This window comes from Streptomyces sp. NPDC003034 (assembly GCF_053591375.1).
The window spans coordinates 40,479-65,754 of sequence record NZ_JBSFTS010000030.1 but is presented as its reverse complement, the minus strand read 5'-3'; the positions used below and the strand labels follow the sequence as shown (position 1 = coordinate 65,754).

18 protein-coding genes and 1 riboswitch are annotated in these 25,276 nt (G+C 72.6%); of the genes, 11 read left to right on the top strand and 7 right to left on the bottom strand.

The window, feature by feature from the left end; genetic code table 11:
* The 5 genes from ACWDX7_RS24710 to ACWDX7_RS24690 form a co-directional block, all read left to right on the top strand.
* Positions 1 to 114, top strand: a 114-nt coding sequence (locus tag ACWDX7_RS24710; protein WP_451489503.1) for a 2Fe-2S iron-sulfur cluster-binding protein, incomplete at its 5' end; no start/stop codon positions are given.
* Between the two features lie 2 nt (positions 115 to 116).
* Complete coding sequence (locus ACWDX7_RS24705) at positions 117 to 2,522, top strand: xanthine dehydrogenase family protein molybdopterin-binding subunit (protein WP_451489347.1); 2,406 nt, start codon at positions 117 to 119, stop codon at positions 2,520 to 2,522.
* Between the two features lie 280 nt (positions 2,523 to 2,802).
* Complete coding sequence (locus ACWDX7_RS24700; RefSeq protein ID WP_451489348.1) at positions 2,803 to 4,266, top strand: NCS2 family permease; 1,464 nt, start codon at positions 2,803 to 2,805, stop codon at positions 4,264 to 4,266.
* A 70-nt stretch (positions 4,267 to 4,336) separates the two neighbouring features.
* On the top strand, positions 4,337 to 5,566 hold the full coding sequence (locus ACWDX7_RS24695; RefSeq protein ID WP_451489349.1) for an XdhC family protein: 1,230 nt from the start codon (positions 4,337 to 4,339) through the stop codon (positions 5,564 to 5,566).
* 190 nt (positions 5,567 to 5,756) lie between these two features.
* On the top strand, positions 5,757 to 6,989 hold the full coding sequence (locus ACWDX7_RS24690) for a YncE family protein (protein ID WP_451489350.1): 1,233 nt from the start codon (positions 5,757 to 5,759) through the stop codon (positions 6,987 to 6,989).
* Positions 6,990 to 7,064: 75 nt separating this feature from the next.
* Here ACWDX7_RS24690 and ACWDX7_RS24685 read toward each other — a convergent pair whose 3' ends face one another.
* The gene (locus tag ACWDX7_RS24685) at positions 7,065 to 9,281 is read right to left on the bottom strand and encodes a terpene synthase family protein (RefSeq protein ID WP_451489351.1); all 2,217 of its coding nucleotides are present in this window, start codon (positions 9,279 to 9,281) and stop codon (positions 7,065 to 7,067) included.
* A 212-nt stretch (positions 9,282 to 9,493) separates the two neighbouring features.
* On the bottom strand, positions 9,494 to 13,102 hold the full coding sequence (gene cobN / locus ACWDX7_RS24680) for a cobaltochelatase subunit CobN (protein ID WP_451489352.1): 3,609 nt from the start codon (positions 13,100 to 13,102) through the stop codon (positions 9,494 to 9,496).
* Between the two features lie 40 nt (positions 13,103 to 13,142).
* Positions 13,143 to 13,269, bottom strand: a riboswitch (cobalamin riboswitch).
* Positions 13,270 to 13,633: 364 nt separating this feature from the next.
* Between cobN and ACWDX7_RS24675 the strand changes: the two genes are divergently transcribed.
* Genes ACWDX7_RS24675 through ACWDX7_RS24665 form a run of 3 tightly spaced genes read left to right on the top strand, consistent with a single transcriptional unit; the run spans position 13,634 to position 17,173 of the window.
* Positions 13,634 to 14,956, top strand: coding sequence for a cobalamin biosynthesis protein CobG (locus ACWDX7_RS24675; RefSeq protein ID WP_451489353.1), 1,323 nt, complete (start codon positions 13,634 to 13,636; stop codon positions 14,954 to 14,956).
* A gap of 4 nt (positions 14,957 to 14,960) precedes the next feature.
* A complete protein-coding gene (locus ACWDX7_RS24670) occupies positions 14,961 to 15,608 on the top strand; it encodes a precorrin-8X methylmutase (RefSeq protein WP_451489354.1) in 648 nt (215 codons plus the stop codon).
* A complete protein-coding gene (locus tag ACWDX7_RS24665) occupies positions 15,605 to 17,173 on the top strand; it encodes a precorrin-2 C(20)-methyltransferase (RefSeq protein ID WP_451489355.1) in 1,569 nt (522 codons plus the stop codon). The genes ACWDX7_RS24670 and ACWDX7_RS24665 overlap by 4 nt, the downstream gene beginning before the upstream one ends.
* Before the next feature lie 68 nt (positions 17,174 to 17,241).
* Here the strand turns inward: ACWDX7_RS24665 and ACWDX7_RS24660 are convergent, their stop codons facing one another.
* The 5 genes from ACWDX7_RS24660 to ACWDX7_RS24640 all read right to left on the bottom strand — a co-directional run bounded on the left by ACWDX7_RS24660 (position 17,242) and on the right by ACWDX7_RS24640 (position 22,174).
* The gene (locus ACWDX7_RS24660) at positions 17,242 to 18,081 is read right to left on the bottom strand and encodes a cobalt-precorrin-6A reductase (protein WP_451489356.1); all 840 of its coding nucleotides are present in this window, start codon (positions 18,079 to 18,081) and stop codon (positions 17,242 to 17,244) included.
* Positions 18,071 to 18,820 (bottom strand): precorrin-4 C(11)-methyltransferase, encoded by a 750-nt coding sequence (cobM, locus tag ACWDX7_RS24655; RefSeq protein ID WP_451489357.1) that lies wholly within the window; start codon positions 18,818 to 18,820, stop codon positions 18,071 to 18,073. The genes ACWDX7_RS24660 and cobM overlap by 11 nt, the downstream gene beginning before the upstream one ends.
* Positions 18,817 to 20,082 carry a precorrin-6y C5,15-methyltransferase (decarboxylating) subunit CbiE gene (cbiE, locus tag ACWDX7_RS24650; protein ID WP_451489358.1) on the bottom strand — a complete coding sequence of 422 codons (1,266 nt, stop codon included), beginning with the start codon at positions 20,080 to 20,082 and terminating at the stop codon, positions 18,817 to 18,819. The genes cobM and cbiE overlap by 4 nt, the downstream gene beginning before the upstream one ends.
* Positions 20,083 to 20,457: 375 nt before the next feature.
* A complete protein-coding gene (locus ACWDX7_RS24645) occupies positions 20,458 to 21,054 on the bottom strand; it encodes a TetR/AcrR family transcriptional regulator (protein ID WP_451489359.1) in 597 nt (198 codons plus the stop codon).
* Between the two features lie 172 nt (positions 21,055 to 21,226).
* Complete coding sequence (locus ACWDX7_RS24640) at positions 21,227 to 22,174, bottom strand: trypsin-like serine peptidase (protein WP_451489360.1); 948 nt, start codon at positions 22,172 to 22,174, stop codon at positions 21,227 to 21,229.
* Between the two features lie 214 nt (positions 22,175 to 22,388).
* Here ACWDX7_RS24640 and ACWDX7_RS24635 point away from each other — a divergent pair, with 214 nt between their 5' ends.
* From ACWDX7_RS24635 to ACWDX7_RS24625, 3 genes are read left to right on the top strand one after another with little or no spacing between them, the layout of a single operon-like run.
* A complete protein-coding gene (locus ACWDX7_RS24635) occupies positions 22,389 to 23,456 on the top strand; it encodes a phosphatidylinositol-specific phospholipase C domain-containing protein (protein ID WP_451489361.1) in 1,068 nt (355 codons plus the stop codon).
* Positions 23,408 to 23,914: a hypothetical protein gene (locus ACWDX7_RS24630; protein WP_451751664.1), complete on the top strand. Its 507-nt coding sequence runs from the start codon at positions 23,408 to 23,410 to the stop codon at positions 23,912 to 23,914. The genes ACWDX7_RS24635 and ACWDX7_RS24630 overlap by 49 nt, the downstream gene beginning before the upstream one ends.
* Positions 23,911 to 25,242, top strand: coding sequence for an erythromycin esterase family protein (locus ACWDX7_RS24625; protein ID WP_451489362.1), 1,332 nt, complete (start codon positions 23,911 to 23,913; stop codon positions 25,240 to 25,242). The genes ACWDX7_RS24630 and ACWDX7_RS24625 overlap by 4 nt, the downstream gene beginning before the upstream one ends.
* Positions 25,243 to 25,276: the final 34 nt, after the last annotated feature.

The window sequence follows — 25,276 nt, the reverse complement described above, 5'->3', positions numbered from 1 at the left end:
TCCGACCAGGACATCCGTGAGGCCCTGTCCGGCAACCTCTGCCGCTGCACGGGCTACGAGAAGATCCTCGACGCGGTCCGCCTCGCGGCCGCCCGTCAGGGAGAGGCGGTCTGACCATGGCTCAGAACACGCGCACCGTTCCGGCGGGTACGCCGACCAACGTCACGCAGAAGCACACCAAGGGCGGCATCGGCGAGTCCACGCTGCGCCCGGACGGCACCCTCAAGGTCACCGGTGAGTTCGCGTACTCCTCGGACATGTGGCACGAGGACATGCTGTGGGGCCAGACCCTGCGCAGCACCGTCGCCCACGCCGAGATCGCCTCCATCGACATCTCCGAGGCCCTCGCGATGCCCGGCGTCTACTCGGTGCTGACCTACAGCGACCTGCCGGCCGAGATGAAGAACTACGGCCTGGAGATCCAGGACACCCCGGTCCTCGCCAACGGCCGGGTACGCCACCACGGCGAGCCGGTGGCCCTCGTGGCCGCCGACCACCCGGAGACCGCCCGCCGCGCGGCCGCCAAGATCAAGATCGACTACCGTGAGCTGCCGCTCGTCACGGACGAGGCCTCCGCCCTCGCCGCCGACGCGCCGCTGATCCACGAGGGCCGCGACGACCACCACTCCGGTCACGTCCCGCACCCGAACATCGTGCACCGCCAGCCGATCATCCGCGGCAACGTGGAAGAGGCCCGCAAGCGCGCCGACGTCATCGTCGAGGGCGAGTACACCTTCGGCATGCAGGACCAGGCCTTCCTCGGCCCGGAGTCCGGCCTGGCCGTCCCGTCGGAGGACGGCGGCGTCGACCTCTACGTCGCCACCCAGTGGCTGCACTCGGACCTCAGGCAGATCGCCCCCGTCCTCGGTCTCCCCGAGGAGAAGGTGCGCATGACGCTCTCCGGCGTCGGCGGTGCCTTCGGCGGCCGCGAGGACATCTCGATGCAGATCCACGCCTGCCTCCTGGCGCTGGCCACGGGCAAGCCGGTCAAGATGGTCTACAACCGGTTCGAGTCCTTCTTCGGCCACGTGCACCGTCACCCGGCGAAGCTCTACTACGAGCACGGCGCCACCAAGGACGGCAAGCTCACGCACATGAAGTGCAAGATCGTGCTCGACGGCGGCGCCTACGCCTCGGCCTCCCCGGCCGTCGTCGGCAACGCGTCCTCCCTCTCGGTGGGGCCGTACGTCATCGAAGACGTCGACATCGAGGCGATCGCGCTCTACACGAACAACCCGCCCTGCGGCGCCATGCGCGGCTTCGGCGCGGTCCAGGCCTGCTTCGCCTACGAGGCCCAGATGGACAAGCTCGCGGCCAAGCTGGGCATGGACCCGGTCGAATTCCGCCAGCTCAACGCCATGGAGATGGGCACGATCATGCCCACCGGCCAGGTCGTGGACTCCCCGGCCCCGGTCGCCGAGCTGCTGCGCCGGGTCAAGGCCCGCCCGCTGCCGCCGGAGCGCCAGTGGGAGAGCGCCGGCGAGGGCGCGGACGTCCGCGCACTGCCCGGTGGCCTCTCCAACACCACCCACGGCGAGGGCGTCGTCCGCGGCGTGGGCTACGCGGTCGGCATCAAGAACGTCGGCTTCTCCGAGGGCTTCGACGACTACTCGACCGCCCGGGTCCGCCTGGAGGTCATCAACGGCGAGCCCGTCGCGATGGTCCACACGGCCATGGCCGAGGTCGGCCAGGGCGGTGTCACCGTCCACGCGCAGATCGCCCGTACGGAGCTGGGCGTCACGCAGGTGACCATCCACCCGGCCGACACCCAGGTCGGCTCCGCCGGTTCCACGTCCGCCTCGCGGCAGACGTACATGACCGGCGGCGCGGTGAAGAACACCTGCGAGGCCGTCCGCGAGAAGGTCCTGGAGATCGGGCGCCGCAAGAACGGCTCCTACCACCCGGCGTGGGCGACCGCCGAGCTGCTGCTCGAAGGCGGCAAGGTCGTCACCGACGGCGGCGAGGTCCTCGCGGACCTGGTCGACGTGCTGGAGGGCGAGGACGCGATCGACCTGGAGCTGGAGTTCCGCCACCGTCCGACCGTCGCCTTCGACCTGGTCACCGGCCAGGGCAACGGCCACGTCCAGTACACCTTCGCCGCACACCGCGCGGTGGTGGAGGTGGACACCGAGCTCGGCCTGGTCAAGGTCGTCGAGCTGGCGACCGCCCAGGACGTCGGCAAGGCGCTCAACATGCTCTCCGTCGTCGGCCAGATCCAGGGTGGCACCACCCAGGGCCTCGGCGTGGCGATCATGGAAGAGATCATCGTGGACCCGAAGACCGCGAAGGTGCGCAACCCCTCCTTCACGGACTACCTGATCCCGACCATCCTCGACACCCCGACCATCCCGGTCGACGTCCTGGAACTCGCCGATCCGAACGCGCCGTACGGCCTGCGCGGCATGGGCGAGGCCCCGACCCTCTCGTCCACCCCGGCCGTCCTCGCGGCGATCCGGCAGGCGACCGGTCTGGAGCTCAACAAGACGCCGATCCGTCCGGAAGCCCTCACCGGCACCCTCTAGGACGGCGTCCTCCGGGGGCCGCGAGGCCCCCGGACCCTCAGCTCTCCGGGCGGTGTGACACGGGAACGTCACACTTCCAGCCGCACCGCCCGGAGTACGAAGTACCGCACCGCTCGCGGTCAGCTTCACAGGCAGTACCCGCAGCAAACCCCCCACGCTGCACCAGCAGTAACGCGTCGCCTCGGGCCGTCACCCCGGGTCGTGCCGCCCAGCACCATCCCAAATCCCGCGTCTCCAATCCCCATGCGGGTGCCCCTTTGAACCTTGGGAGTTAGGCACCATGACCCAGTCGTCTGTGGAGCCCAAGACCACCGCGGAAGAGGCCGGCGACGGCACTCTGAACCCCGCCGGGCGTTCTTGGCTCGACCGGTACTTTCACATAACCCACAGAGGATCCAACGTCGGCAACGAAGTCCGTGGCGGTATCACGACCTTCATGGCCATGGCGTACATCCTCCTGCTCAACCCCCTGCTCCTGTCGGGCAAGGACGTCGAGGGCACCACGATGGCCGCCTCGGCGATCATCACCGCCACGGCGTTCGCCGCAGCCGTCACGACGCTCCTCATGGGCTTCGTCGGCAAGGTGCCGCTGGCCCTCGCCGCCGGTCTGTCCGTGTCCGGCGTGCTGGCCTCGCAGGTCGCCCCGCAGATGACCTGGCCGCAGGCCATGGGCATGTGCGTGCTCTACGGCATCGTGATCTGTCTCCTGGTCGTCACCGGCCTCCGAGAGATGATCATGAACGCGATCCCGCTCGCGCTCAAGCACGCCATCACCATGGGCATCGGCCTCTTCGTCGCCCTCATCGGCTTCGTGAAGGCGGGCTTCGTCGGCAACGGCGGGGAGTTCATGCCCCCCGTCCAGCTCGGCGCGACCGGTGAGCTCTCCGGCTGGCCCGTCCTGCTCTTCGCCGTCACCCTGGTCGGCATCTTCATGCTCCAGGCCCGCAAGGTCCCCGGCGCGATCCTGATCGGCATCGTCGGCGGAACCATCCTGGCCGCCATCCTCAACGCCATCATCGACATCGACCCGAAGGCGTGGAAGAACGGCTCGCCGGAGCTCGCGGGCTCCGCGATCTCGCTCCCGGACTTCTCCCTCTTCGGTGACGTCAGCTTCGGCGGCTGGGGCGACGTCGGCTACATGACGGTCGGCATGATCGTCTTCACCCTGGTGCTCGCCGGCTTCTTCGACGCGATGGCCACCATCATCGGCGTCGGCACCGAGGCCAAGCTCGCCGACGACAAGGGCCGCATGCCGGGCCTGTCGAAGGCGCTGTTCATCGACGGCGCCGGTGGCGCCATCGGTGGTGTGGCGGGCGGCTCCGGACAGACCGTGTTCGTCGAGTCCGCGACCGGCGTCGGCGAGGGTGCCCGCACAGGCCTCGCCTCCGTGGTGACCGGCCTCTTCTTCGCCGCCTGCCTCTTCTTCACCCCGATCACGCAGATCGTCCCGGGTGAGGTCGCCTCCGCGGCCCTGGTCGTCATCGGCGCGATGATGATGCAGAACGCACGCCACGTGGACTGGGCCGACAGCGCGACCGCGATCCCGGTCTTCCTGACCGTCGTGATCATGCCGTTCACCTACTCGATCACGGCCGGTGTCGCCGCCGGTGTGATCTCCTACGTCGCCATCAAGGTGGCGCAGGGCAAGGCGCGCGAGATCGGTGCCTTCATGTGGGCGCTGGCCGGAATCTTCCTGGTCTTCTTCGCGCTCCACCCCATCGAGGGATGGCTCGGCGTCAGCTAGGCCGGGCAGTGATCCGTACCTGACCCTCCACGCATCCGATAGTGGAACCGAACCCTCCGAGGAGGCCCCCATGCTGGACATCGCCGAAGAACTGAACCGGTGGGTCGAGCAGGGACGTGACTTCGCCGTCGCCACCGTCGTGGCGGTCGGCGGGAGCGCACCCAGGCAGCCCGGGGCGGCGCTCGCCGTCGACGGCGAGGGCACGGCCATCGGTTCGGTCTCCGGTGGATGCGTGGAGGGCGCCGTGTACGAGCTGTGCCGGCAGGCGCTGGAGGACGGGGAAACCGTCACCGAGCGTTTCGGCTACAGCGACGAGGACGCCTTCGCCGTCGGCCTGACCTGCGGCGGAATCATCGACATCCTGGTCACCCCGGTCCCCGTGGGCTCTCCCGTCCGGGAGGTCTTCGCGGCCGGGCTGGCCGCCGCCGCGCGCGGCGAGGCCGCCGCGCTGGCCCGGATCGCGGAAGGCCCCGCCGAGCTGATGGGCGCGGCCCTGCTGATCCGGTCGGACGGCTCCTACGAGGGCACTCTCGGTGTACGGTCGCAGCCGGACGCCGGCGGCGCGGGTGCACCGGACGGCGCAGCCGACAGCTCCCTCGGCGGACACCCGGAGCTGGACCGCACCGTCGCCGGGGAAGCCCGCGCCATGCTCGACGCGGGCCGGACCGGAGTGCTGGAGATCGGCGCGGACGGCAGGCTCTGCGGAGAGCCGCTCAAGGTCCTGGTCGAGTCGAGCGTCCCGCCGCCGCGCATGATCGTCTTCGGTGCCATCGACTTCGCCTCCGCGCTGGTGCGGATCGGCAAGTTCCTCGGCTACCGCGTGACGGTGTGCGACGCGCGGCCCGTGTTCGCGACGAAGAACCGTTTCCCCGAGGCGGACGAGATCGTCGTCGAATGGCCGCACCGCTACCTGGAGGCACAGTCCTCCGCCGGGGACCTCGACGGCCGGACCGTCCTGTGCGTCCTCACCCACGACGCCAAGTTCGACGTACCGCTCCTCGAACTGGCCCTGAAACTTCCCGTCGCCTACGTCGGCGCCATGGGCTCCCGCCGGACCCACGAGGACCGCAACAAGCGGCTGCGCGAGGTCGGCGTGACCGAGCTGGAACTCGCCCGCCTGCGCTCTCCGATCGGCCTGGACCTCGGCGCCCGCTCCCCGGAGGAGACCGCGCTGTCCATCGCCGCCGAGATCGTGGCCAACCGGCGCGGCGGCACCGGCGCGGCCCTCACCGGCGCGCACATCCCGATCCACCCCGACATATCGAAGACGACGGTCAGCCGGATCGGGTCCGTCGCTTGAAGGGGTGACGGCCGGACCTGAGATCCGGGGCATCGGCCCCGAGCGACGGCCGGATGCGGACCGGGTACGGAACCGGACATCGGAAGGGCGTGACCCCGTGGGGGTTGCGCCCTTCCGCCGTTCCGTCTATTTTACCCGCCGGTAACAGGAGGCACCCTCTCCATCCCTTCCCCCCACCGGAGTTGAGCGGATGTCACGTACCCTCCGAACCCTGAGCGCGCTGGCCGCGGCCACCCTGCTGACCGCCTTCGCGCCCGCGGCCGGGCCCGAGAGAGGCCTGCGCGAGGTGCTGTTCGTCGGAAACAACTGGGAGGGGACCGCCGATGTCCTCGCCTCGACCGGCGACCTCGCCAAGGTCGGCCGGATCGATGTGATCCCCGACAAGGAGGAGCGGCTGCGGGAGATCCACCTCAACCCGGTGAAGCTGGCCTACTTCCTCGGCATCCGCACCACCGCGGGCGAGGGCCACGACCAGTTCGTGGACGATATGTACGCCACCCCGGACGGCTCCGCCGTCGTCGTCTCCCGGCCCAGCTTCGCCGACGTCGTATCGATCGACGTGACCACCGGCCGGATCAACTGGCGCTTCCCCGTAGCCGGTTACCGCTCCGACCACATGGCCGTCTCCCCGGACGGCACCCGGGTCGCCGTCTCCGCCTCCACCGCCAACACCGTGCACGTCCTGGACATCGCCACCGGCGCCGAGGCCGGTTCCTTCACCACCGGCGACAAGCCGCACGAGAACACCTTCACCCGCGACGGCCGCTACCTGTGGAACAGCTCCATCGGAGAGGTGAACACCGTCCTCGACGCACCCTGGCTGGACTGGACGAAGGGCGACCGGAAGATCACCGTGGTGGACGCGCGGACCTTCCGCACGGTCCGGGTCATCGACATGCGCGAACGGCTCGACGCCTTCGGCCGCCCCGACCTCTCCGACTCCGTGCGGCCGCTGTCCTTCAGCCCCGACGAATCGAAGCTCTACTTCCAGGTGTCCTTCTTCCACGGCTTCCTGGAGTACGACGTGGCCACCGACCGCATCACCCGCGTCAAGACCCTCCCCGAGAACCCGGCCACCGACCCCGCCCGCACGGCCTGGGTCAACGACTCCCGCCACCACGGCATGTCCATGAGCCCCGACGGGGCCAAGCTGTGCGTCGCGGGGACCATGGACGACTACGCGACCGTCGTGGACCGGGCCACGCTCACGGAGGGACCGCTCGTGCCCGCCGCCAAGCCGTACTGGGCGACCGTCGACGGAGACGGAAAGGGCTGCGTGATCTCCGAGAGCGGCGCCGACCGGGTCACGGCCATCGACTTCGCCACCGGAACCAAACGGGTGTCGGTCCCCGTGGGCGACCACCCGCAGCGCATCCGGCTCGGCCACGTCCCGGCCGGCTGGACCGGTCCGGCCGCGCGCTGATCCGTACGCGGGTCCCGGCGCGCCCGGGAGGTGCGGTGGCGGGGGCGGGCGAGCGGACCGCCCCCACCACCGGGATCAGGCGGGCAACGAGATCCGGGCGGCCGACATGCCGAAACCGGGGGGCCAAGCGCCGCCGCTCAGCCCGCCGGGGACCGGCTGCAAGTCCTCCGGCCGGTAACGCCGAATCTTCTCATGCCAGTTGAGAATGCCGGCATGCCAGTCCTGCAGTTCGGCCACATAGGCGTCCAGGGCGGTCCGAGCCTCCTCCCCGAGCTTCCAGTCGTCGTACAGCAGCGGCATCTGCGTGGCCACGATGTGCTCGAACTCCTCGGTGCGCTGGGTCATCAGCGCGTGGCAGATGTGCAGCGCCTCCGGGTAGCCGATGTCGAAGAAGTTCCGCGTGACGAGGATGTAGTTGTGCACCTCGCCCTCGAACTCGATCTCCTTCTGGTAAGAGAAGATGTCGTTGAGCAGGCTGGCCGCGTCCGCGACGGCGTTCTCCAGCGACCTGATGGTGCCCGACGCGTAGATCTCCTCGGGGATGCCCCGGCCCTGGTGACCGAGCCGGCACAGGTACATGGTGAGGTGGGAACCGAAGGTGCGGCGGCGCATCTCGGCGTAGTCCACCGGGTCCGGGATGCGGTTCTGGATCTGGTTGTCCACCTCCCACAGCCAGCTCTCCACCATGTCCACCAGCGTCGCCCGGAATTCGGCGCGCTGCTCCGCGGACATGCCGAGGCTGGTGCGCACCCACAGATCGCCGAGCCCCCGCTCCATCGCCGTCAGCGGCTCGGGCATGTCCGCGTGGTCGACGGGGATCATGGACACCAGGCGCGCGGTGGCGGCCTTGGCGGCCGACAGGTTCTTGGTGTGCGCGAAGGCCACCGGGTAGTAGTCGTCCCCGTACGTCCCCCAGGTCAGCCAGCACGCGCTGAGGGCCAGCTGCTCCGGCGTGGCATCGGGGTCGATGCCGGCCGAGCACACCGCGAAGTCGAAGCCGCGCAGCTTGCCTTCGGTCCAGATCGCCGAGGCTGGATCCCCCGGCTGGGGCTCCAGCATGCCCATCCGCCCGGCCCAGGCCACCGATTCCTCCCGGGCGTGGGCCAAGTGCGGGCTCAGGGCCAGGGGGTGCGGCATGTAGATGTCGGGGATGACGGAGGGGCCGGTCTTCTCGAACGGCACGTGGGTGAAGGAGCGCCGGCGCAGCTCCATCGAGCGGGGTGTGAACAGGGAGCGGACGTCGAGCGCGGTGGTGCCGAGCCCCGAGGGGAGGAAGGGCAGGGAGAGCGGCGCCGTGGCGCGGGCCTCCTTGTTCATGTAGCGGCTGGAGACCATGTGCCACTCGTGGCCGCCGGACTGCCAGTCCTGCAGGCCCTTGGCGTAGGCCAGGACGGCCGCGATCTCCTCCGGGTTCATCGCGTGGTCGGCGAAGAGCTGGGGCAGTTCCGCGAGCGCGGTCTGCTCGAACTGCTGGAGGCGAGAGGTGAGCAGGTCGTTGGAGGCCTCGGCGGCCTCCTGCGTGGTGCAGCCGAGGAAGGTCTCCAGGACCAGGATGGCGTTGGACAGCTCGCCCTCGTCGGCGACCTCGCGTTCGTAGGAGAAGATGTCGTTCCTGATGTGCACGGCGTCGGAGAAGGCGTCGCGCAGCACGCCGAGCGGCCGGGAGTGCGCGACGCGGGCGGGGACCTCGGCGGAGACGTACTCGACGAGGCCGGCCGACCAGGGGGCGCCGCCCACCTTGCGGCGCATCTCGATGTATTCGAGGGGATTGGCCACCCGTCCGATGTTGATGTTGGCCAGTTCCCACATCGACTCGTTGAGCAGGTTCTTCGTGGACTCGGAGAATCGTTCCCGCCAGTGCGAGGACATCGCCGGGACGGTCCGCGCCCACAGGTCCGCGAGTCCCGCCTCCACCGGATTGGTGGCCTCCGGGAAGCCGTCGGCCAGGTCCATCGGCATGAAGGCGGCGAGCCGGTCGAGGTACTCCTTGGCGCCGTCCCGGTCCTGCGAGCGCTTGTACATCTCCAGGAAGTGGTCGTCGAAGAAGAACACCCACACGTACCAGTCGGTGACCAGGGACAGCGCCTCAGTGCCGCAGTCGGGGTGGGTGTAGGAGCACAGCAGCGCGTAGTCGTGCGAGTCGAGGTCGCTCTCCTCCCAGACGCCGGAACCCTCCAGCATGCCGAGGGCCCGCGCCCACTGCTTGGTGTGGACCCTCGCGTCCTCCAGGTGGGGGTTCAGTCGCGCCGGATAAGGCACATAGAAATCCGGCAGTTGAAACGGCTGCGTCACGGCGGGGTCGGCCTTTCGTCTGTCTGTGTCCCGGCGCTCTCGCCCGAGGTGCGGGGGCCGGGCCACCCGGCCCCCGCACGAGATCAGCAGTGCCCTACCCGTGCCGCCCCTGGGATAAGGGGCAGTTCACCGCTTCAGGTGACGCGGTCGCCGTTCCGCCCTCGCGCCCGCCTGACACCGGGTACGGCGGCCGCCCGGCGCCCTGGGAGCCGCTACTCCGCTTCGCCCTCCAGCCGGCCTTCCGAGTCCAGGTACACCTGGCGCAGGGATTCCAGGATCCGCGGGTCCGGCTTCTCCCACATGCCGCGGGACTCCGCTTCCAGCAGGCGCTCCGCGATCCCGTGCAGCGCCCAGGGGTTGGCCTCCTCCAGGAAGGCGCGGTTCTCCGGGTCCAGGACGTAGGTCTCCGTGAGCTTGTCGTACATCCAGTCCGCCACCACGCCCGTCGTGGCGTCGTAACCGAAGAGGTAGTCCACGGTCGCCGCCAGCTCGAAGGCGCCCTTGTAGCCGTGGCGGCGCATCGCCTCGATCCACTTCGGGTTCACCACGCGCGCCCGGAAGACGCGGCTGGTCTCCTCCACGAGGGTGCGGGTCTTGACGGTCTCCGGGCGGGTGGAGTCGCCGATGTACGCCTCCGGGGCCGTCCCGCGCAGGGCGCGGACCGTGGCCACCATGCCGCCGTGGTACTGGAAGTAGTCGTCGGAGTCGGCGATGTCGTGCTCGCGGGTGTCCGTGTTCTTGGCGGCGACGGTGATCCGCTTGTAGGCGCTCTCCATCTCCGCCCGGGCGGGGCGGCCTTCCAGGCCGCGGCCGTACGCGTACCCGCCCCAGACCGTGTAGACCTCCGCGAGGTCGGCGTCCGTACGCCAGTCCCGGGAGTCGATCAGCTGGAGGATGCCCGCGCCGTACGTGCCGGGGCGCGAGCCGAAGATACGTGTCGTCGCGCGGCGCTCGTCACCGTGCTCGGCCAGGTCCGCCTGGGCGTGGGCGCGGACGAAGTTGTCCTCGGCCGGCTCGTCCAGGCCCGCCACGAGCCGCACCGCGTCGTCCAGGAGGCCGATCACGTGCGGGAAGGCGTCCCGGAAGAAGCCCGAGATGCGCAGGGTCACATCGACGCGGGGCCGGCCCAGTTCGGCGAGCGGGATCGCTTCGAGACCGGTCACGCGGCGCGAGGCCTCGTCCCAGACCGGGCGCACGCCCAGCAGCGACAGGGCTTCGGCCACGTCGTCGCCCGAGGTGCGCATCGCGCTCGTGCCCCACAGGGACAGGCCGACCGACGCGGGCCATTCGCCGTTGTCGGTGCGGTAGCGGTTCAGAAGGGACTCGGCGAGCGCCTGGCCCGTCTCCCACGCGAGGCGGGAGGGGACAGCCTTCGGGTCCACGGAGTAGAAGTTGCGGCCCGTCGGCAGCACGTTGACCAAACCGCGCAGCGGCGAACCGGACGGGCCCGCCGGCACGAAGCAGCCGTCCAGCGCGCTGACCACGTGGGCGATCTCGTCCACCGTGCCCGCCAGGCGCGGCGCCACCTCGCGCGCCGCGAAGTCCAGTACGGCCGCCACGTCCGCCGAGTACCCGGAGGCGACGGCGGCGACCGCCGCCGGGTCCCAGGCCGCGTCCTCCATCGCCTGCACCAGCGTGCGGGCCTCTTCCTCCACGGCGTCGGCCGAGGTCCGCGTCGCGGCCGACTCGTCCAGGCCCAGCGCCTCGCGCAAGCCGGGCAGGGCCGTCGTACCGCCCCAGATCTGCCGGGCCCGCAGGATGGCGAGGACCAGATTGACCCGCGCCGGACCGGTCGGCGCCCCGCCCAGGACGTGCAGACCGTCGCGGATCTGGGCGTCCTTGATCTCGCACAGCCAGCCGTCGACATGGAGCAGGAAGTCATCGAAGCCGTCGTCGTCCGGGCGCTCTTCGAGCCCCAGGTCGTGATCGAGCTTCGCCGCCTGGATCAGCGTCCAGATCTGCGCGCGGATCGCCGGCAGCTTGGCCGGGTCCATCGCGGAGATCTGGGCGTACTCGTCGAGGTGCTGCTCCAGCCGCGCGATGTCCCCGTACGACTCGGCGCGCGCCATCGGCGGCACCAGGTGGTCGACCAGGGTGGCGTGCACGCGCCGCTTGGCCTGGGTGCCCTCGCCCGGGTCGTTGACGAGGAAGGGGTAGATGAGCGGGAGGTCACCGAGGGCGGCGTCGGGGCCGCAGGCCGCCGACAGGCCGGCGTTCTTGCCCGGCAGCCACTCCAGATTGCCGTGCTTGCCCAGGTGGATCATCGCGTCGGCGCCGAAACCGCCGTCCTCGGCGCGCGCCTGGATCCAGCGGTACGCGGCCAGGTAGTGGTGCGAGGGCGGCAGATCGGGATCGTGGTAGATCGCGATCGGGTTCTCGCCGAAACCGCGCGGGGGCTGGATCAGGATCAGCAGGTTGCCGCGGCGCAGGGCCGCCAGGACGATGTCGCCCTCCGGGTTGCGGGAGCGGTCGAGGAACATCTCGCCCGGAGCCGGACCCCAGTGCTCCTCGACCCGCTCGCGCAGCTCGGCGGGCAGCTCGGCGTACCAGCGCTTGTAATCGGCGGCCGGAATGCGGACCGGGTTGCGGGCCAGCTGCTCCTCGGTAAGCCAGTCCTGATCGTGGCCGCCGGCCTCGATCAGGGCGCGGATCAGCTCGTCGCCGTCACCGGAGACCAGGCCCGGGACCTCCTCGACGGGACCGAAGTCGTAGCCGCCGGCGATCAGGGTGCGCAGCAGCTCGACGGCGCTGGCCGGGGTGTCGAGCCCCACCGCGTTGCCGATGCGGGAGTGCTTGGTGGGGTACGCGGAGAGGACCAGCGCGATCTTCTTGTCACGGCGCTCGATGTGCCGCAGCCGGGCGTGGCGTACGGCGATCCCCGCGACCCGGGCGGCCCGTTCGGGGTCCGCCACGTACGCCGGCAGGCCGTCCTCGTCGAGCTCCTTGAAGGAGAACGGGACGGTGATCAGACGGCCGTCGAACTCCGGTACGGCGACCTGGGTGGCGGCGTCGAGCGGGGACAGCCCCTCGTCGCTCTCCTCCCACGCCGAGCGCGAACCGGTCAGGCACAGCGCCTGCAGGATCGGCACCCCCAGCGCGGCGAGCGCGCCCGCGTCCCACGACTCGTCGTCCCCGCCGGCTGAAGCGGTGGCGGGGCGGGTGCCGCCCGCGGCCAGGACGGTGGTGACGATCGCGTCGACGCCCGCCAGCTCCGTCAGCAACTCCGGCTCGGGGGTGCGCAGGGAGGACACGTACAGCGGGACCGCCTGCGCGTCATGGGCCTCGATGGCCGAGCACAGGGCGTGGACGAAGGCGGTGTTGCCGCTCATCTCGTGGGCGCGGTAGTAGAGCACGGCGATGCGGGGACCGTCCGTCCGCGACGCGGTGCGCTCCAGCGGGCCCCAGGTGGGGGCGGCGGCGGGCGGCTCGAAGCCGTGGCCGGTGAGCAGGACGGTGTCGGAGAGGAACCGCGCCAGCTGCTCCAGATTGGCGGGGCCGCCGTGCGCGAGGTAGCCGTGGGCCTCGGCCGCGATGCCGATCGGGACCGTGGAGGCCTCCATCAGCTGGGCGTCAGGCGCCTGTTCGCCGGTGAGGACCACGACCGGGCGGGTCTGGTCGGGCGCCAGGAGCACGTCGAGGCCGTCCTGCCAGGCGCGCAGGCCGCCCAGGAGGCGTACGACGACGAGGTCCACGCCGGCGAGGAGGCCGGGAAGCTCGTCCAGGGGAAGGCGGGAGGGGTTCGCGAACCGGTACGGGACGGGGCCGTCCGCGGCGCGGGCGCTGAGCAGATCGGTGTCGGACGTCGACAGCAGCAGGATCATGCGGCGGCAGGCCTTCCTCGGGGTTTCCGCGCCCCGGGCAGTGAGGACAGCGGGAGTTCCTGACTCACCCCGCCGATCGCTCCGCGGGGTTCACAGTGGCGGGACCGCGCCGGAATCTCACCGGGCTTCCTCCCATGTCGCCGTCCTCGGCGACGGCGGGCCGTGTGGTCCGCCGGTGGTCATCCTAGGTGGCCCTCGCCCTGGCCGGGAGTGGGGGTCGGCCCGGCCGGGGCGGACGGGCGGCGCAGGCGGCTCCGTCGCGGGGGCGCGTGGGCCGGCTGGGGCGGGCCGGCTCGGAGGGTGCGGGTCCGTTGCGGGAGCGGTGCGAGGGAGCCCGCGCCTCGAACGCCGGAGTTGGCAGGGGCGGCGCCTCCAACGCGGGCGGGGCCGACTCGGACGGACGGGTCGGCCGGGACGGTGGGGCGCTGGTGGGGCGCTGGTGGGGTGTGGTGCCGGGGTGGTGCCCGAGGTGGTGCCGGGGTGGTGACGGACACAGGCCGGGCGATCGGATTCGTGGGTATGCTCGCCGCCATGCCCCAGTCCCCCTCCGCCGCATCGCGGGACGAACCCGTCATACGGGACCGTGGCGACGCCTGCCCCGGCGCGCTGCGGCTGCACGCGGCGGACGACGGGTTCCTGGCCCGGGTCCGGATACCAGGCGGGCTGCTCGACTCCGAGGGCGCCGAGGCCCTGGCCGGTGCCGCGGACCTGCTCGGGGACGGCCACATCGAATTCACCTCCCGCGGCAATGTGCAACTGCGCGGACTCGCGGACGGATGCGGCGCCGCGCTGGCGGAGCGGCTGGACGCCGCCGGACTGCTTCCCGCACCCACCCATGAGCGGGTGCGCAACATCGTGGCGAGCCCGCTCAGCGGGCTCGACGGCCGCGGCCGGGCGGACGTGTCCGCCCGGGTCCGCGCACTGGACCGGATGCTGTGCGCGAGCGCGCGGGCGGCCGAGCTCTCCGGGCGCTTCCTGTTCGCCCTCGACGACGGGCGCGGGGACGTCGCCGCGCTCGCCCCCGACGTGACGCTCCTCGCGCTGTCCCCGCGGCGCGCCCTCGTCCGGCTCGGTGCGGCGGCCGACGCCTGCGAGGTGGCCGCCCAGGACGCGCCCCGGGCCGCGCTGCTCGCCGCCGCGTACTTCCTCGACGCCGCCGCGGCGGCCGGCACCCGCGCCTGGAGGGTGACCGAGCTTCCCCCCGAACACGCCCTGCACGCGACGGAGTTCGCCGTACGACTGGCCGCCGCCGGGATCGCCGGCCGGTATGCGGGCGAGGCGGACTGGCCGTACGCCGCCCCGCCCCGGCCCGGACCGGCCGGCGCCCGCGCGCTGTGCGTACTGGCGCCGCTCGGCCGGATGACCTCGCGCCAGTGGCGCCTGCTGCTGTCGGTGGCCGGCGGGGACGGGCTGCGGATCACACCCTGGCGCACCGTCGTCCTGCCGCGCCCTCGGCAGGCCGGACCGCTCGCCGACGCCGGGCTGGTCCTGGACCCCGACAGCCCCTGGCAGTCCGTCACCGCCTGTACCGGACGGCCCGGCTGCGCCAAAGCCCTCGCCGACGTGCGCGCCGACGCGCGGGCGCTGGTGCACGAGGCGGCCGGGGCGCTGCCCGTGCACTGGTCCGGCTGCGCCCGCAGGTGCGGGCACCCGCGCGGAAGCGCCTGGGTGGACGCGGTCGCGACCGGCGAGGGCTACGCGCTCTCCGTCCACGGCCGGCCCGTACACCACCACCCCGGTCCGGCGGCAGCGCCCCACCCCGGTCCGGCGGCGGCGCACCAACCCGACCTGGCGGCAGCCCTGGCCGCCGCGCGCAGCACCACCCCAGATGCCCAGAACCCCCAGCCGCAGTGAAGAAATGAGCGAGTACACAGTGTTCGAGTACGAGAAGGACGGCGCCGCGATCTACCGCCAGTCCTTTGCCACGATCCGCGCCGAGGCGGACCTCTCCGGGCTGCCCGCCTCGGTCGCGCAGGTCGCGGTGCGCATGATTCACGCCTGCGGAATGACCGATCTGCCGCAGGACTTGGGCTACACCCCCGAGGTGGTGCTGCGCGCCCGCGCGGCCCTGAAGGCGGGCGCGCCGATCCTGTGCGACGTGCAGATGGTCGCCAGCGGAGTCACCCGCAAGCGGCTGCCCGCCGGCAATGAGGTGATCTGCACCCTCTCCGACCCGGCCGTGCCCGGCCTCGCCGCGAAGACGGGCACCACGCGCAGCGCCGCCGCGCTCGAAGTATGGCGCGACCGGGGTCTGTTGGAAGGTGCGGTGGTCGCCGTAGGCAACGCTCCCACCGCGCTGTTCCGGCTGCTGGAGATGATCGAGGAGGGCGCCCCGCGCCCCGCCGCCGTCATCGGCGTTCCCGTCGGCTTCATCGGAGCCGCCGAGTCCAAGGACGCCCTCGCCGAACACGCCTCGCGGCTCGACCACTTGATCGTGCGCGGCCGGCGCGGCGGCAGCGCCATGGCGGCCGCCGCCGTCAACGCGATCGCGAGCGAGGAAGAATGAGCGACCACGACAAGGACCTCGACCAGGGACGCCTCGACCAGGGACCCCTCGGTGAGGGCCGTCCTGACACGGGCCGTCTCGGCCAGGGGCGTCTGTACGGCGTCGGCCTCGGGCCCGGCGACCCCGCGCTGATGACCCTGCGCGCCGTCGAGGTGATCGCCGAAGCCGACGTCGTCGCTTATCACAGCGCCCGCCACGGCCGCTCCATCGCCCGCTCGATCGCCGCTAAGCACCTGCGCGCCGACCACATCGAAGAGCCCCTCGTCTACCCGGTCACCACCGAGACCACCGACCACCCCGGCGGCTACCAGGGCGCCATGGAGGAGTTCTACGAGGCCGCCGCCGTCCGCCTGGCCGCGCACCTGGACGCCGGCCGGACCGTGGCCGTCCTCGCCGAGGGCGACCCGCTCTTCTACAGCTCGTACATGCACATGCACAAGCGGCTCGCGGAGCGGTACGAGACCGAGGTGATCCCCGGGGTCACCTCGGTGAGCGCCGCCGCCGCCCGGCTCGGCACCCCGCTGGTGGAGGGCGAGGAAGTCCTGACCATCCTCCCCGGCACCCTGCCCGAGGACGAGCTCACCGCCCGGCTCGCCGCCACCGACTCGGCGGTCGTCATGAAGCTCGGCCGCACCTTCCCCGCCGTGCGGCGGGCGATGGAGGGCAGCGGCCGGCTCGCCGAGGCCCGTTACGTCGAGCGCGCCACCATGGCCGGCGAGCGGACCGGAGCCCTGGCCTCCACCGACCCGGACAGCGTGCCGTACTTCGCCGTCGCCGTCGTCCCCAGCCGGACCGGAAACCCGGGCAGTGTGCCGTCCGGCCCCGGTGAGGTCGTCGTCGTCGGCACCGGCCCGGCGGGCCCGCTGTGGCTCACCCCGCAGACCCGGCGCGCCCTGGCCGACGCGGAAGTGCTCGTCGGCTACACGACGTACCTGGACCGGGTCCCGGTCAGGCCGGGACAGATCCGGCACGGCTCCGACAACAAGGTGGAGTCGGAGCGTGCCGAGTTCGCCCTCGACCTCGCCCGCCGCGGCAAGCGGGTGGCCGTGGTGTCCGGCGGGGACCCCGGGGTCTTCGCCATGGCCACGGCGGTCCTGGAGGTGGCCGGGCAGGCGCAGTACAAGGACGTGCCCGTACGGGTCCTGCCGGGGGTGACCGCGGCCAACGCGGCGGCGGCCGCGGCCGGCGCCCCGCTGGGCCACGACTACGCCACCATCTCCCTTTCGGACCGGCTCAAGCCCTGGGAGGTCATCGCGGAGCGGCTGCGCGCGGCCGCGGCGGCGGACCTGGTCCTCGCCCTGTACAACCCCGGTTCGCGCAGCCGGACCTGGCAGGTGGCGCAGGCCCGCGAGCTGCTGCTCGAACTGCGCTCGCCGCAGACCCCGGTGGTCGTCGCCCGCGACGTGGGCGGCCCGGCGCAGTCGGTGCGGATCGTCACGCTCGCCGAACTGGAGCCGTCCGAGGTGGACATGCGCACGATCCTGCTGATCGGCTCCTCGCAGACCCAGGTCACCGACCGGGCCGACGGTTCGAGGATCACGTGGACGCCGCGCCGGTACCCGTGACCGGCTGAGTGGTGTGCGGGCCGGGTGCCGGGGCGGTCAACCGCCCAGGCACCCCCGCCCGGGATGAGCTACGAGGACTGCGTGCCGCCGAGCCAGGACAGGACCGCGGCGACCGATCCCCCCTCCGGTACGTGCTCCGGCACGGGAGGACGGCGTACGACGAGGACCGGGATGCCGGCTTCGCGGGCCGCGGTCAGCTTCGGGGCGGTGGCCGAGCCGCCGCTGTCCTTGGTGACCAGGACGTCGATCCGGTGGCGGGCGAGCAGCTCCCGCTCGTCCTCCAGGGTGAACGGGCCGCGGGCCAGCAGCACTTCGAGGCGCGCGGGCACCGGCGCGGCCGCGGGGTCCCCGCGGACCAGGTCCGGGGGAGGGTCCACCGAACGGGCCAGGAACCAGGTGCCGGTGAGGTGCGCGAAGGCGTGCAGGCCCATCCGGCCGGTGGTCAGGAACGCACGGCTGCCGAGTCCGGGCAGCAGGGCCGCCGCCTCGGCGAGGGAGTCGGCGAAGGTCCAGGCGTCACCGGGGCCGGGCGTCCATCCGGGGCGCCGCAGCGCCAGCAGCGGGACTCCCGTGCGGGCCGCCGCCTCGGCCGCGTTGAAACTCATCCGCGCCGCGAAGGGATGGGTGGCGTCGACCAGGTGGGTGACGTGGTGGTCGGTGATCCACCGCGCCAGCCCGGCGGGACCGCCGAAGCCGCCGATCCGGGTCTCGCCCGGCGGGAGCACGGGCGCGGAGACCCGCCCGGCGAGCGAGGTCGTCACGCGGTCCGGGTCCGGCCGTCCCGCCGGGTGCCGCTGTGCGCCTTCCGGCGCCGCCGGAGGGCCGGTCAGGGCCACCGCGAGGCGCCTGGCCTCCGTGGTGCCGCCCAGGATCAGGACGTGCCGTCCGGGGGCCCGCTCAGCAGACATGCCGGTCGCGCTCGGGGGAGTACAGGTGGCTGTCGCGGAACTGTTCGGCGCCCAGGGTGCGGCCCACGACGATGACCGCCGTGCGGACCAGCCCCGCCTCCTTCACCTGGGCGGCGATGTCCGCCAGCGTGCCGCGCAGGATCAGCTCGTCGGGACGGCTGGCCATGGCCACCACCGCCACCGGGCACTGGGGCCCGTAGTGCGGCAGCAGTTCGTCCACGACCCGGTCCACGTACCGCGTGGCCAGGTGCAGGACCAGCAGGGCGCCGCTGCGGCCCAGGGTGGCCAGGTCCTCGCCGGGCGGCATCGGGGTGGCCTGCTGGGCGATGCGGGTGAGGATCACGGTCTGGCCGACGGTGGGCACCGTCAGCTCCCGCTTCAGGGCGGCAGCCGCGGCCGCGAAGGCCGGTACGCCGGGGACGACCTCGTACGGGATGCCCGCCGCGTCCAGCCGCCGCATCTGCTCCGCGACCGCGCTGAAGATCGAGGGGTCGCCGGAGTGCAGCCGCGCCACGTCCCGGCCCGCCGCGTGGGCCCGTACGCACTCGGCGATGATCTCGTCCAGGTTCAGCCGCGAGGTGTCGACGAGCCGCGCGTCCGGCGGGCACTCGGCCAGCAGTTCGCGCGGGACGAGGCTGCCGGCGTACAGGCAGACGGGTGCGGCGGCCAGCGTCCGGGCACCGCGCACCGTGATCAGGTCGGCGGCGCCGGGGCCCGCGCCGATGAAGTACACGGTCATGTTCGATCGTTCTCCTTAGACGCCGTGGCCGGCTTCGTCACCGACCACTGGGTGACCGGCATCGCCTGCCGCCAGCCCGTGAAACCGCCCACCGGCACGGCGTGCGCGACGGCGAGCTTCACCAGTTCCCCGCCGTAACGCCGGTAACGGCCGGTCAGGACCGCCTCCGACTCCAGGGTGACCGTGTTGACCACCAGCCGGCCGCCGGGGACCAGCGCCGCCCAGGCCGCGTCCAGCAGACCCGGCGCCGTCAGCCCGCCGCCGATGAAGACCGCGTCGGGGCCCGGGAGCCCGGCGAGCGCCTCGGGGGCGGCGCCGGCGACCACGCGCAGGCCCGGCACTCCGAGCGCCGCCGCGTTGCGGGCGATCCGTGCCGCCCGTACCGGGACGCGCTCCACCGCCACCGCCCGGCAGGAGGGGTGCGTCCGCATCCACTCGATGCCGATGGAGCCGGAGCCGCCGCCGATGTCCCACAGCAGCTCACCGGGTGCGGGGGCCAGGGCGCACAGCGTCGCTGCCCGGACGTGGCGCTTGGTGAGCTGCCCGTCGTGCTCGTACGCGGCGTCCGGCAGGCCGGGGGTCGCGCCGAGCCGCGGGCTCCCGCTCGTCGGGTCGCGGCGGCACTCCACGGCCACCACGTTCAGCGGGTCGCCGGGCGGACGGTCCCAGCCCTCGGCCAGTGCCTCGTACGCGTCCTCGCGCTCGGAGCCGAGCTGCTCCAGCACCCGCATGCGGCTCGGGCCGAAGCCCCGCTCGCGCAGCAGGGCGGCGATCTCGCCCGGGGAGTCCGGGCCCGCGCTCAGGACCAGTACGCGCCGTCCCTCGTACAGCGCGGCCCCGAGGCGGGCCACCGGGCGGCCGACGACCGTGACCACCTCCGTGTCCTCCACCGGCCAGCCGAGGCGGGCGCAGGCGTACGACACCGACGAGGGGTGCGGATGGACGAGCAGGGCCTCGGGGCCGAGCTCCTGAGCCAGCGCGCGGCCGATTCCGTAGAACATGGGGTCGCCGCTGGCCAGCACCGCGATCCGGCGGCCCGCGTGCTCGGCCATCAGCTTCGGTACGGCGGGCCGCAGCGGGCTGGGCCACGCCACCCGCTCACCGGCGCACCGATCGGGCGGCAGCAGGGCGAGCTGGCGCGGCCCGCCGATCAGCACCTCGGCGGAGGTCAGCGCGGAGCGCGCGGCGGCGGTGAGCCCGGCCCAGCCGTCGGCGCCGAGGCCGACGACCGTGACGGGTATGGGGGGTGGTACGGAGCTCACTGCGTGGTACCTCGGAGAAGGGGAGAGGGAAGGGGCCAGGCCGCAGCCTACTGGCCCGGCCGGCCGCGCCCGGGCGGGCACCGGCTACCCCCGGTAACTGGCCGCCTCGCGCGGGAGCCTCCAGGTCGCGCCGGACGCCCTCGCGGGGCCGGCTTCGGCGGGCTGGCGACGGCGAGTCGGCTCCGGCGGGTCGGCTCCGGCGGGTCGGCTCCGGCCGCCGACGCTGCGGGCGCCCCGGTGTGAGCCCGTCCGCCCCCGCGACGCCTCCGTCCGCCCCGTAGGGGACCTGACCCGCGCGCCCCCTCGGGCGCAGACTCGGTGGCATGGACGACGACGCCCCGGACAATCACCCACAAGCGCCCGGCCCGGGGGAGCCTAGGCCGGGCGCAGGGAGCGCCAGATGAGGTCCGGCAGCAGTCGCGCCGCCTGGTCGAGGTCGATGTCGCAGGTGCTGGAGAGCCAGCGGTGGGAGGCCTCGCGGGGCGGTCCGACGACCAGGACCTCCAGCAGTGACCCGGGGAGGGCCGCGATCTCGCCGCACTCGACGCGTGCCCGCATCCACTCCGTCATGACGGCCGAGGCGGCCGCCTCGGCGGCGCCGATCCGCTCGCCGTGGGCCGCCAGGTAGCCGGAGTAGGCGCAGGCGTGCAGGAACAGCGCGGAATCCCGGTGGTCCCGGGTGAAGCGCAGGTAGGCCGTCACGAGCGCGCGGATGCCGGTGCGGGCGGTGCGGGTCCGTCGCAGCGCCGCCGTCATCTCCTCGTAGAGCTCCTCCATGCAGCGGATGTGGAGGGCGGCGACGAGGCCGCCGAAGCTGCCGAAGTGGTGGTACAGGCTTCCGAGGCTGACTCCGCTGGCCGCGACGACCGCGTTCACCGTGAAGCCCTGCGGTCCGGCGGCGGCGTACACGCGCAGTGCGGTGGTCAGGAGGAGGTCGACGGTGGCCTCGCCGCGCTGCTGCTTAGGAGACATCGTTCGGTCCCGCCGGTCTCTCTCGTCGTGCCTGTCCGTCGTGCTGTCCGCACGGCGAGAGCCTAGCGCACCGGATAACTAGAGAGTCTTTCTAGAAAGGAGCCTCAGCAACCCGCCTACGGCCGGCCGGCGGGATGTGAAAAGCGGAGGATCCGAGGAGCTGGCACACGCCCTAAGGGCGGGGCCCGGTGGCACGTTCGTACAGGGCGCGGACGCCGTCGCCGAAGTAGCTGCTGTACGAGGTCTGGTCGTCGCCCCCGCCGTCCCGGCCGCCGATCACCCCGATCAGGGTGCGGGCGTCGGTGAGGACGGGGCCGCCGCTGCTGCCGTTGGGGATGTCCGCGCAGTCCAGGCGCAGTTGGGTGCGCCCGGCCGCGAAAGCCGTCGTGCGGCAGTCCACCGGGTGCTCCTCGACGTTCGGGTAGCCCACCACCCGTGCGGGGACGGGGAGTTCGCGCCCGAACGCGATCACCGCGGCCCCGGTGACGTCCTCCAGTCGCTGCCCGGGGTGGCCGGGACGGCGCAGCCGCAGGAAGGCGACGTCGTGGTCGGGATCCTGGTCCTCGGCCCAGCGGGGGTCGACGTCGATCCGGGTGGGCACCCAGATCCCGTACGGTGCCACGCCGTCCCGGTAGCCCGGTGCGAAGGCGAGGTTCGTGCGGAAACCGCCCCGGTAGACGCAGTGCGCGGCGGTCACGATGAGGTCGCCACCCGGGGAGTGGACCACGCCGGCCGAGCAGTGGTGGTCGGGGTCGGCGTCGTTGCCGGGGGAGAACAGCGCCCCGATCGCGGGTTCGGCGGGGGCCGGCCGGGCCTCCAGGGGGTCGGAGGGCCGCCAGCCGGCGGATCGCCAGTCCACCGGGGCGCCGTCGCCGAAGTCCTTGCCGTCGGTGGGGGCCTCCGCAGCCTCGCGGACGATCCCGTCGAGCACGGCGGAGGCCGTCCGGTCGGCGCGCTCGGGGTCCTGCCGGTAGCTGCCCTGTTCGGGATCGCCGTCGGCGAGGTGTGCGGTGATGCCGCGCCACTGCCAGGCGAAGGCGGCGCCCGCGAGGAGCAGCGCGCACAGGACGCCCGCGAGCAGGCAGACCCGTACGGCCCGCCTCCGACCCCTGCTGACCATGTGACACTCCCGCCCAGGCGACCCGTCCGGGGCGGCTCCCATGCGGCGCCCGGCGCCTCGTTCGACGGGCGGCGAGCGGAGATGGGTTCCGGAGACGGGACGTGTCCATGATCACAAACCTCCGCGCGTCATCCCCCGTCCTTCCGTACGTCACCCAACTCCCCTACGATCCGGGCGCCTTGAGCAATTCGACCGGACGGACGGGAACCGAAGCATGAGATCGCTCAACCGGATGGCGGGCACGGTGGTCGCCGCACTGGCGGCCGCAGCCCTCGCGTTCAGTACGGCACCGGCCGGCGCCACCGCGTCCGCCGCGTCCGCCGCGTCCCCCGCGGACGGGCTCCCGTACGCGCGATCGACCGGCGTCGGCGTGCACAACGCCTACGAGAAGTCCAAGTACCCCTACTTCGCCGATGCGCTGGACTCCGGCGCGGCCATGCTCGAACTCGACGTGTGGACCAACTTCTTCGGCAGCTCCTGGCGGGTCTCCCACGACAACCCCTTCGGCAACGACAACAACTGCGAGAACGCCACGAGCCCCGCCCAGCTGCGCACCAAGTCGCGCAACCAGAACCTCGCGGGCTGCCTCTCCGACATCCGCAGCTGGCACGACGCCCACCCCGGTCACCGGCCGGTCATCCTGAAGCTCGAACTCAAGGACGGCTTCGCCGCCAACCTGGGGCGCGGGCCCGCCGACCTCGACGCGCTGCTGACGGGAAAGCTCGGGGACGCCGTCTACCGTCCCGGCCAGCTGGCCGCCGGCCACCCCGACCTCGACACCGCGGCCCGCGCAGGGGCCTGGCCCAGCCGGGCCGCCCTGGCCGGGAAGTTCATCGTGGAGCTGATCCCGGGCACCGTGGAGGAGGGCAACGGCTCGGACACCCTGTGGACCGACCGGGAGTACGCCACCCACCTGCGCTCCCTCGCCGCGGCGGGCCGGCTCGGCCAGGCCGCCGCCTTCCCGGCCGTGCACCGGGCCGAGCCCGGTGATCCGCGCGGGCGGTACTCGGACGCTTCGATCCGGCCCTGGTTCGTGATCTTCGACGGGGACGCGGGGGCGTACGCCAGCGGCTCCATCGACACCGCCTGGTACTACCGCAACCACTACCTGCTGATCGCCACCGACGCCCATGGTGTCGCCCCCGCCATCGACTCCACCCGGCCGACCGAAGCCCAGGCCCGCGAACGCCTCGCGCTGCTCGCCGGACACCACGCCTCCGTCGTGTCGTCCGACTGGTATCCGCTTCCGCAGGTCCTGGGGACCGTGGTGCCCCGCGGTTAGGGCGTGTCTTTTCGGCTTCGTGCCGGGCAGCGCGGGCCCGGCACGACCGGAACCCGCCGTTTCCACCCGGCGGCGAGGTCGTTGGTCAGCCGGGTGATCCCGGGGCGGCGGCCAGGCTTTCGCCTCCCAGGCTCCGGAACCCACGCCTCGGCAACCGGACCACAGGTCCTGTACGGCGGCGAGGCCGTCCGCGCCGACGCGAGGGCAACGCCCTGGCCATCCGGGAGTTCAACGCGCACGTCCGCGCGGACGACCGGGTCGAATCCGTACTGCTGCCCATCGCGGACGGCCTCACCCTCGCCCGCAAGCGCTGGCCACCCCTACCGGGCCTCCCCGCACCCCCGCACGCGCCGCCCTTCCGGTTTAGCGGGGGGCCAGGGGTCGGGTCACCCGGGGGAATGACCGGGGGTGCGTCGGATGGCCGCGACGCCCGTCCCGGGCGGAGCCTTGCCCTATGACACACCACCGGCCCGCACTCCTGCTCGTACTGCTGCTCTGCCTGGGCGCCCTCCTCACGGCGGCGCTGCCACCACCCGAGCAGCGGGCCCTGTCCGCCATGGAACGCGCCGCCCGTCCGCTGGAGAGCACCGAGCCCGACGGCGACCTGAGCGACCTGCGGCCCTTCGGGCGGATGGTCGGCGACGCGCGGGTCGTGGGGCTCGGGGAAGCGACGCACAGCTCCCACGAGTTCTTCACCATGAAGCACCGCGTCATGCGCTACCTGGTCGAGGAGAAGGGCTTTCGGACCTTCGCGCTGGAGGCGAGCTGGAGCAGCGGCCTGCGGCTCGACGCGTACCTGCAGACCGGCAAGGGCGATCTGCGGCAGATCATGCGGGAGGAGTTCCAGGACACGTACGCGTGGTGGAACACCGAGGAGTACCTGGCCCTCGTCACATGGATGCGCGCCTACAACGAGGCGCATCCGCAAGACCCGTTGCGCTTCATGGGCGACGACTTCGCCTACGCCGGGCCGGAGCTCTACGACAAAGTGCTCGACCACGTGGCCCGGGAACACCCGGCGCTGCTGCCCCGCTTCAGCGAGCTCTACCGGGGCCTGCCGCCCACCACCGCGGCCGGTCCCTACATGAAGGGGTACCTCCACCGCCCCTTGGCCGAACGACGGGACATGGCGGACCGCGCGGAACGCGCCCTGGCCCTGCTCACCGAACAGCCGGTGCGCCCGGAGGTCGCAGCCCGGGAGGCGTACGCCTGGGCACGGCAGCATGCGACCGCCGTCGCCCAGACCGCCCGCGGCTACGCCTTCGACTTCGAGGACCCGGAAGACCTCAAGGAGTCCATGCGCTTCCGGGACCGGCTCATGGCCGACAACGTCGCCTGGTGGCACGCCCACACAGGACAGAAGATCCTGGTGTCCGCCCACGACGCCCACGTCTCCTACCGGACGTCCGACCCGCGCTATCCCACCATGCAAGGGGCCTTCCTGCGCGAGCGGTTCGGCGCGGACTACGTGAGTGTCGGTGCGACCTTCGGCCGCGGCTCGTTCAACGCGACCGGCCCCGACGGCGCCACCGGCGTCCACACGCTGGGGCCGGCCGCCCAGGGGAGCAACGAGCACCTCCTCGACCGTGTGAGCCGTCACGATTACGTGGCGGACCTGCGTACGGCCCCTGCGGCCGCACGGAGCTGGCTGGCAACCGCCCGCCCCACCCGGAGCATCGGCACCGCGTACCCGGAGCCCGAACACCGCATCGCACCGGTACGGTCGCACGACGTCCTCATCCACCTGCACCGGATCCGGGCCGCCCGGCTGCTGGCCGTTCCGTGAACCGCGCACGGTGGTAGGGGAAACCCGACCATCA

Excerpts from the sequence above, each read along its gene's own strand:
- ACWDX7_RS24690 (WP_451489350.1), top strand. The coding sequence starts at position 5,757 with ATGTCACGTACCCTCCGAACCCTGAGCGCGCTGGCCGCGGCCACCCTG.
- cobM (WP_451489357.1), bottom strand. The coding sequence starts at position 18,820 with ATGACCGTGTACTTCATCGGCGCGGGCCCCGGCGCCGCCGACCTGATC.
- ACWDX7_RS24675 (WP_451489353.1), top strand. The coding sequence starts at position 13,634 with ATGCCCCAGTCCCCCTCCGCCGCATCGCGGGACGAACCCGTCATACGG.
- ACWDX7_RS24705 (WP_451489347.1), top strand. The coding sequence starts at position 117 with ATGGCTCAGAACACGCGCACCGTTCCGGCGGGTACGCCGACCAACGTC.
- ACWDX7_RS24640 (WP_451489360.1), bottom strand. The coding sequence starts at position 22,174 with ATGGTCAGCAGGGGTCGGAGGCGGGCCGTACGGGTCTGCCTGCTCGCG.
- ACWDX7_RS24625 (WP_451489362.1), top strand. The coding sequence starts at position 23,911 with ATGACACACCACCGGCCCGCACTCCTGCTCGTACTGCTGCTCTGCCTG.
- ACWDX7_RS24665 (WP_451489355.1), top strand. The coding sequence starts at position 15,605 with ATGAGCGACCACGACAAGGACCTCGACCAGGGACGCCTCGACCAGGGA.
- ACWDX7_RS24670 (WP_451489354.1), top strand. The coding sequence starts at position 14,961 with ATGAGCGAGTACACAGTGTTCGAGTACGAGAAGGACGGCGCCGCGATC.
- ACWDX7_RS24700 (WP_451489348.1), top strand. The coding sequence starts at position 2,803 with ATGACCCAGTCGTCTGTGGAGCCCAAGACCACCGCGGAAGAGGCCGGC.
- ACWDX7_RS24645 (WP_451489359.1), bottom strand. The coding sequence starts at position 21,054 with ATGTCTCCTAAGCAGCAGCGCGGCGAGGCCACCGTCGACCTCCTCCTG.
- ACWDX7_RS24660 (WP_451489356.1), bottom strand. The coding sequence starts at position 18,081 with ATGTCTGCTGAGCGGGCCCCCGGACGGCACGTCCTGATCCTGGGCGGC.
- ACWDX7_RS24695 (WP_451489349.1), top strand. The coding sequence starts at position 4,337 with ATGCTGGACATCGCCGAAGAACTGAACCGGTGGGTCGAGCAGGGACGT.
- cobN (WP_451489352.1), bottom strand. The coding sequence starts at position 13,102 with ATGATCCTGCTGCTGTCGACGTCCGACACCGATCTGCTCAGCGCCCGC.
- ACWDX7_RS24635 (WP_451489361.1), top strand. The coding sequence starts at position 22,389 with ATGAGATCGCTCAACCGGATGGCGGGCACGGTGGTCGCCGCACTGGCG.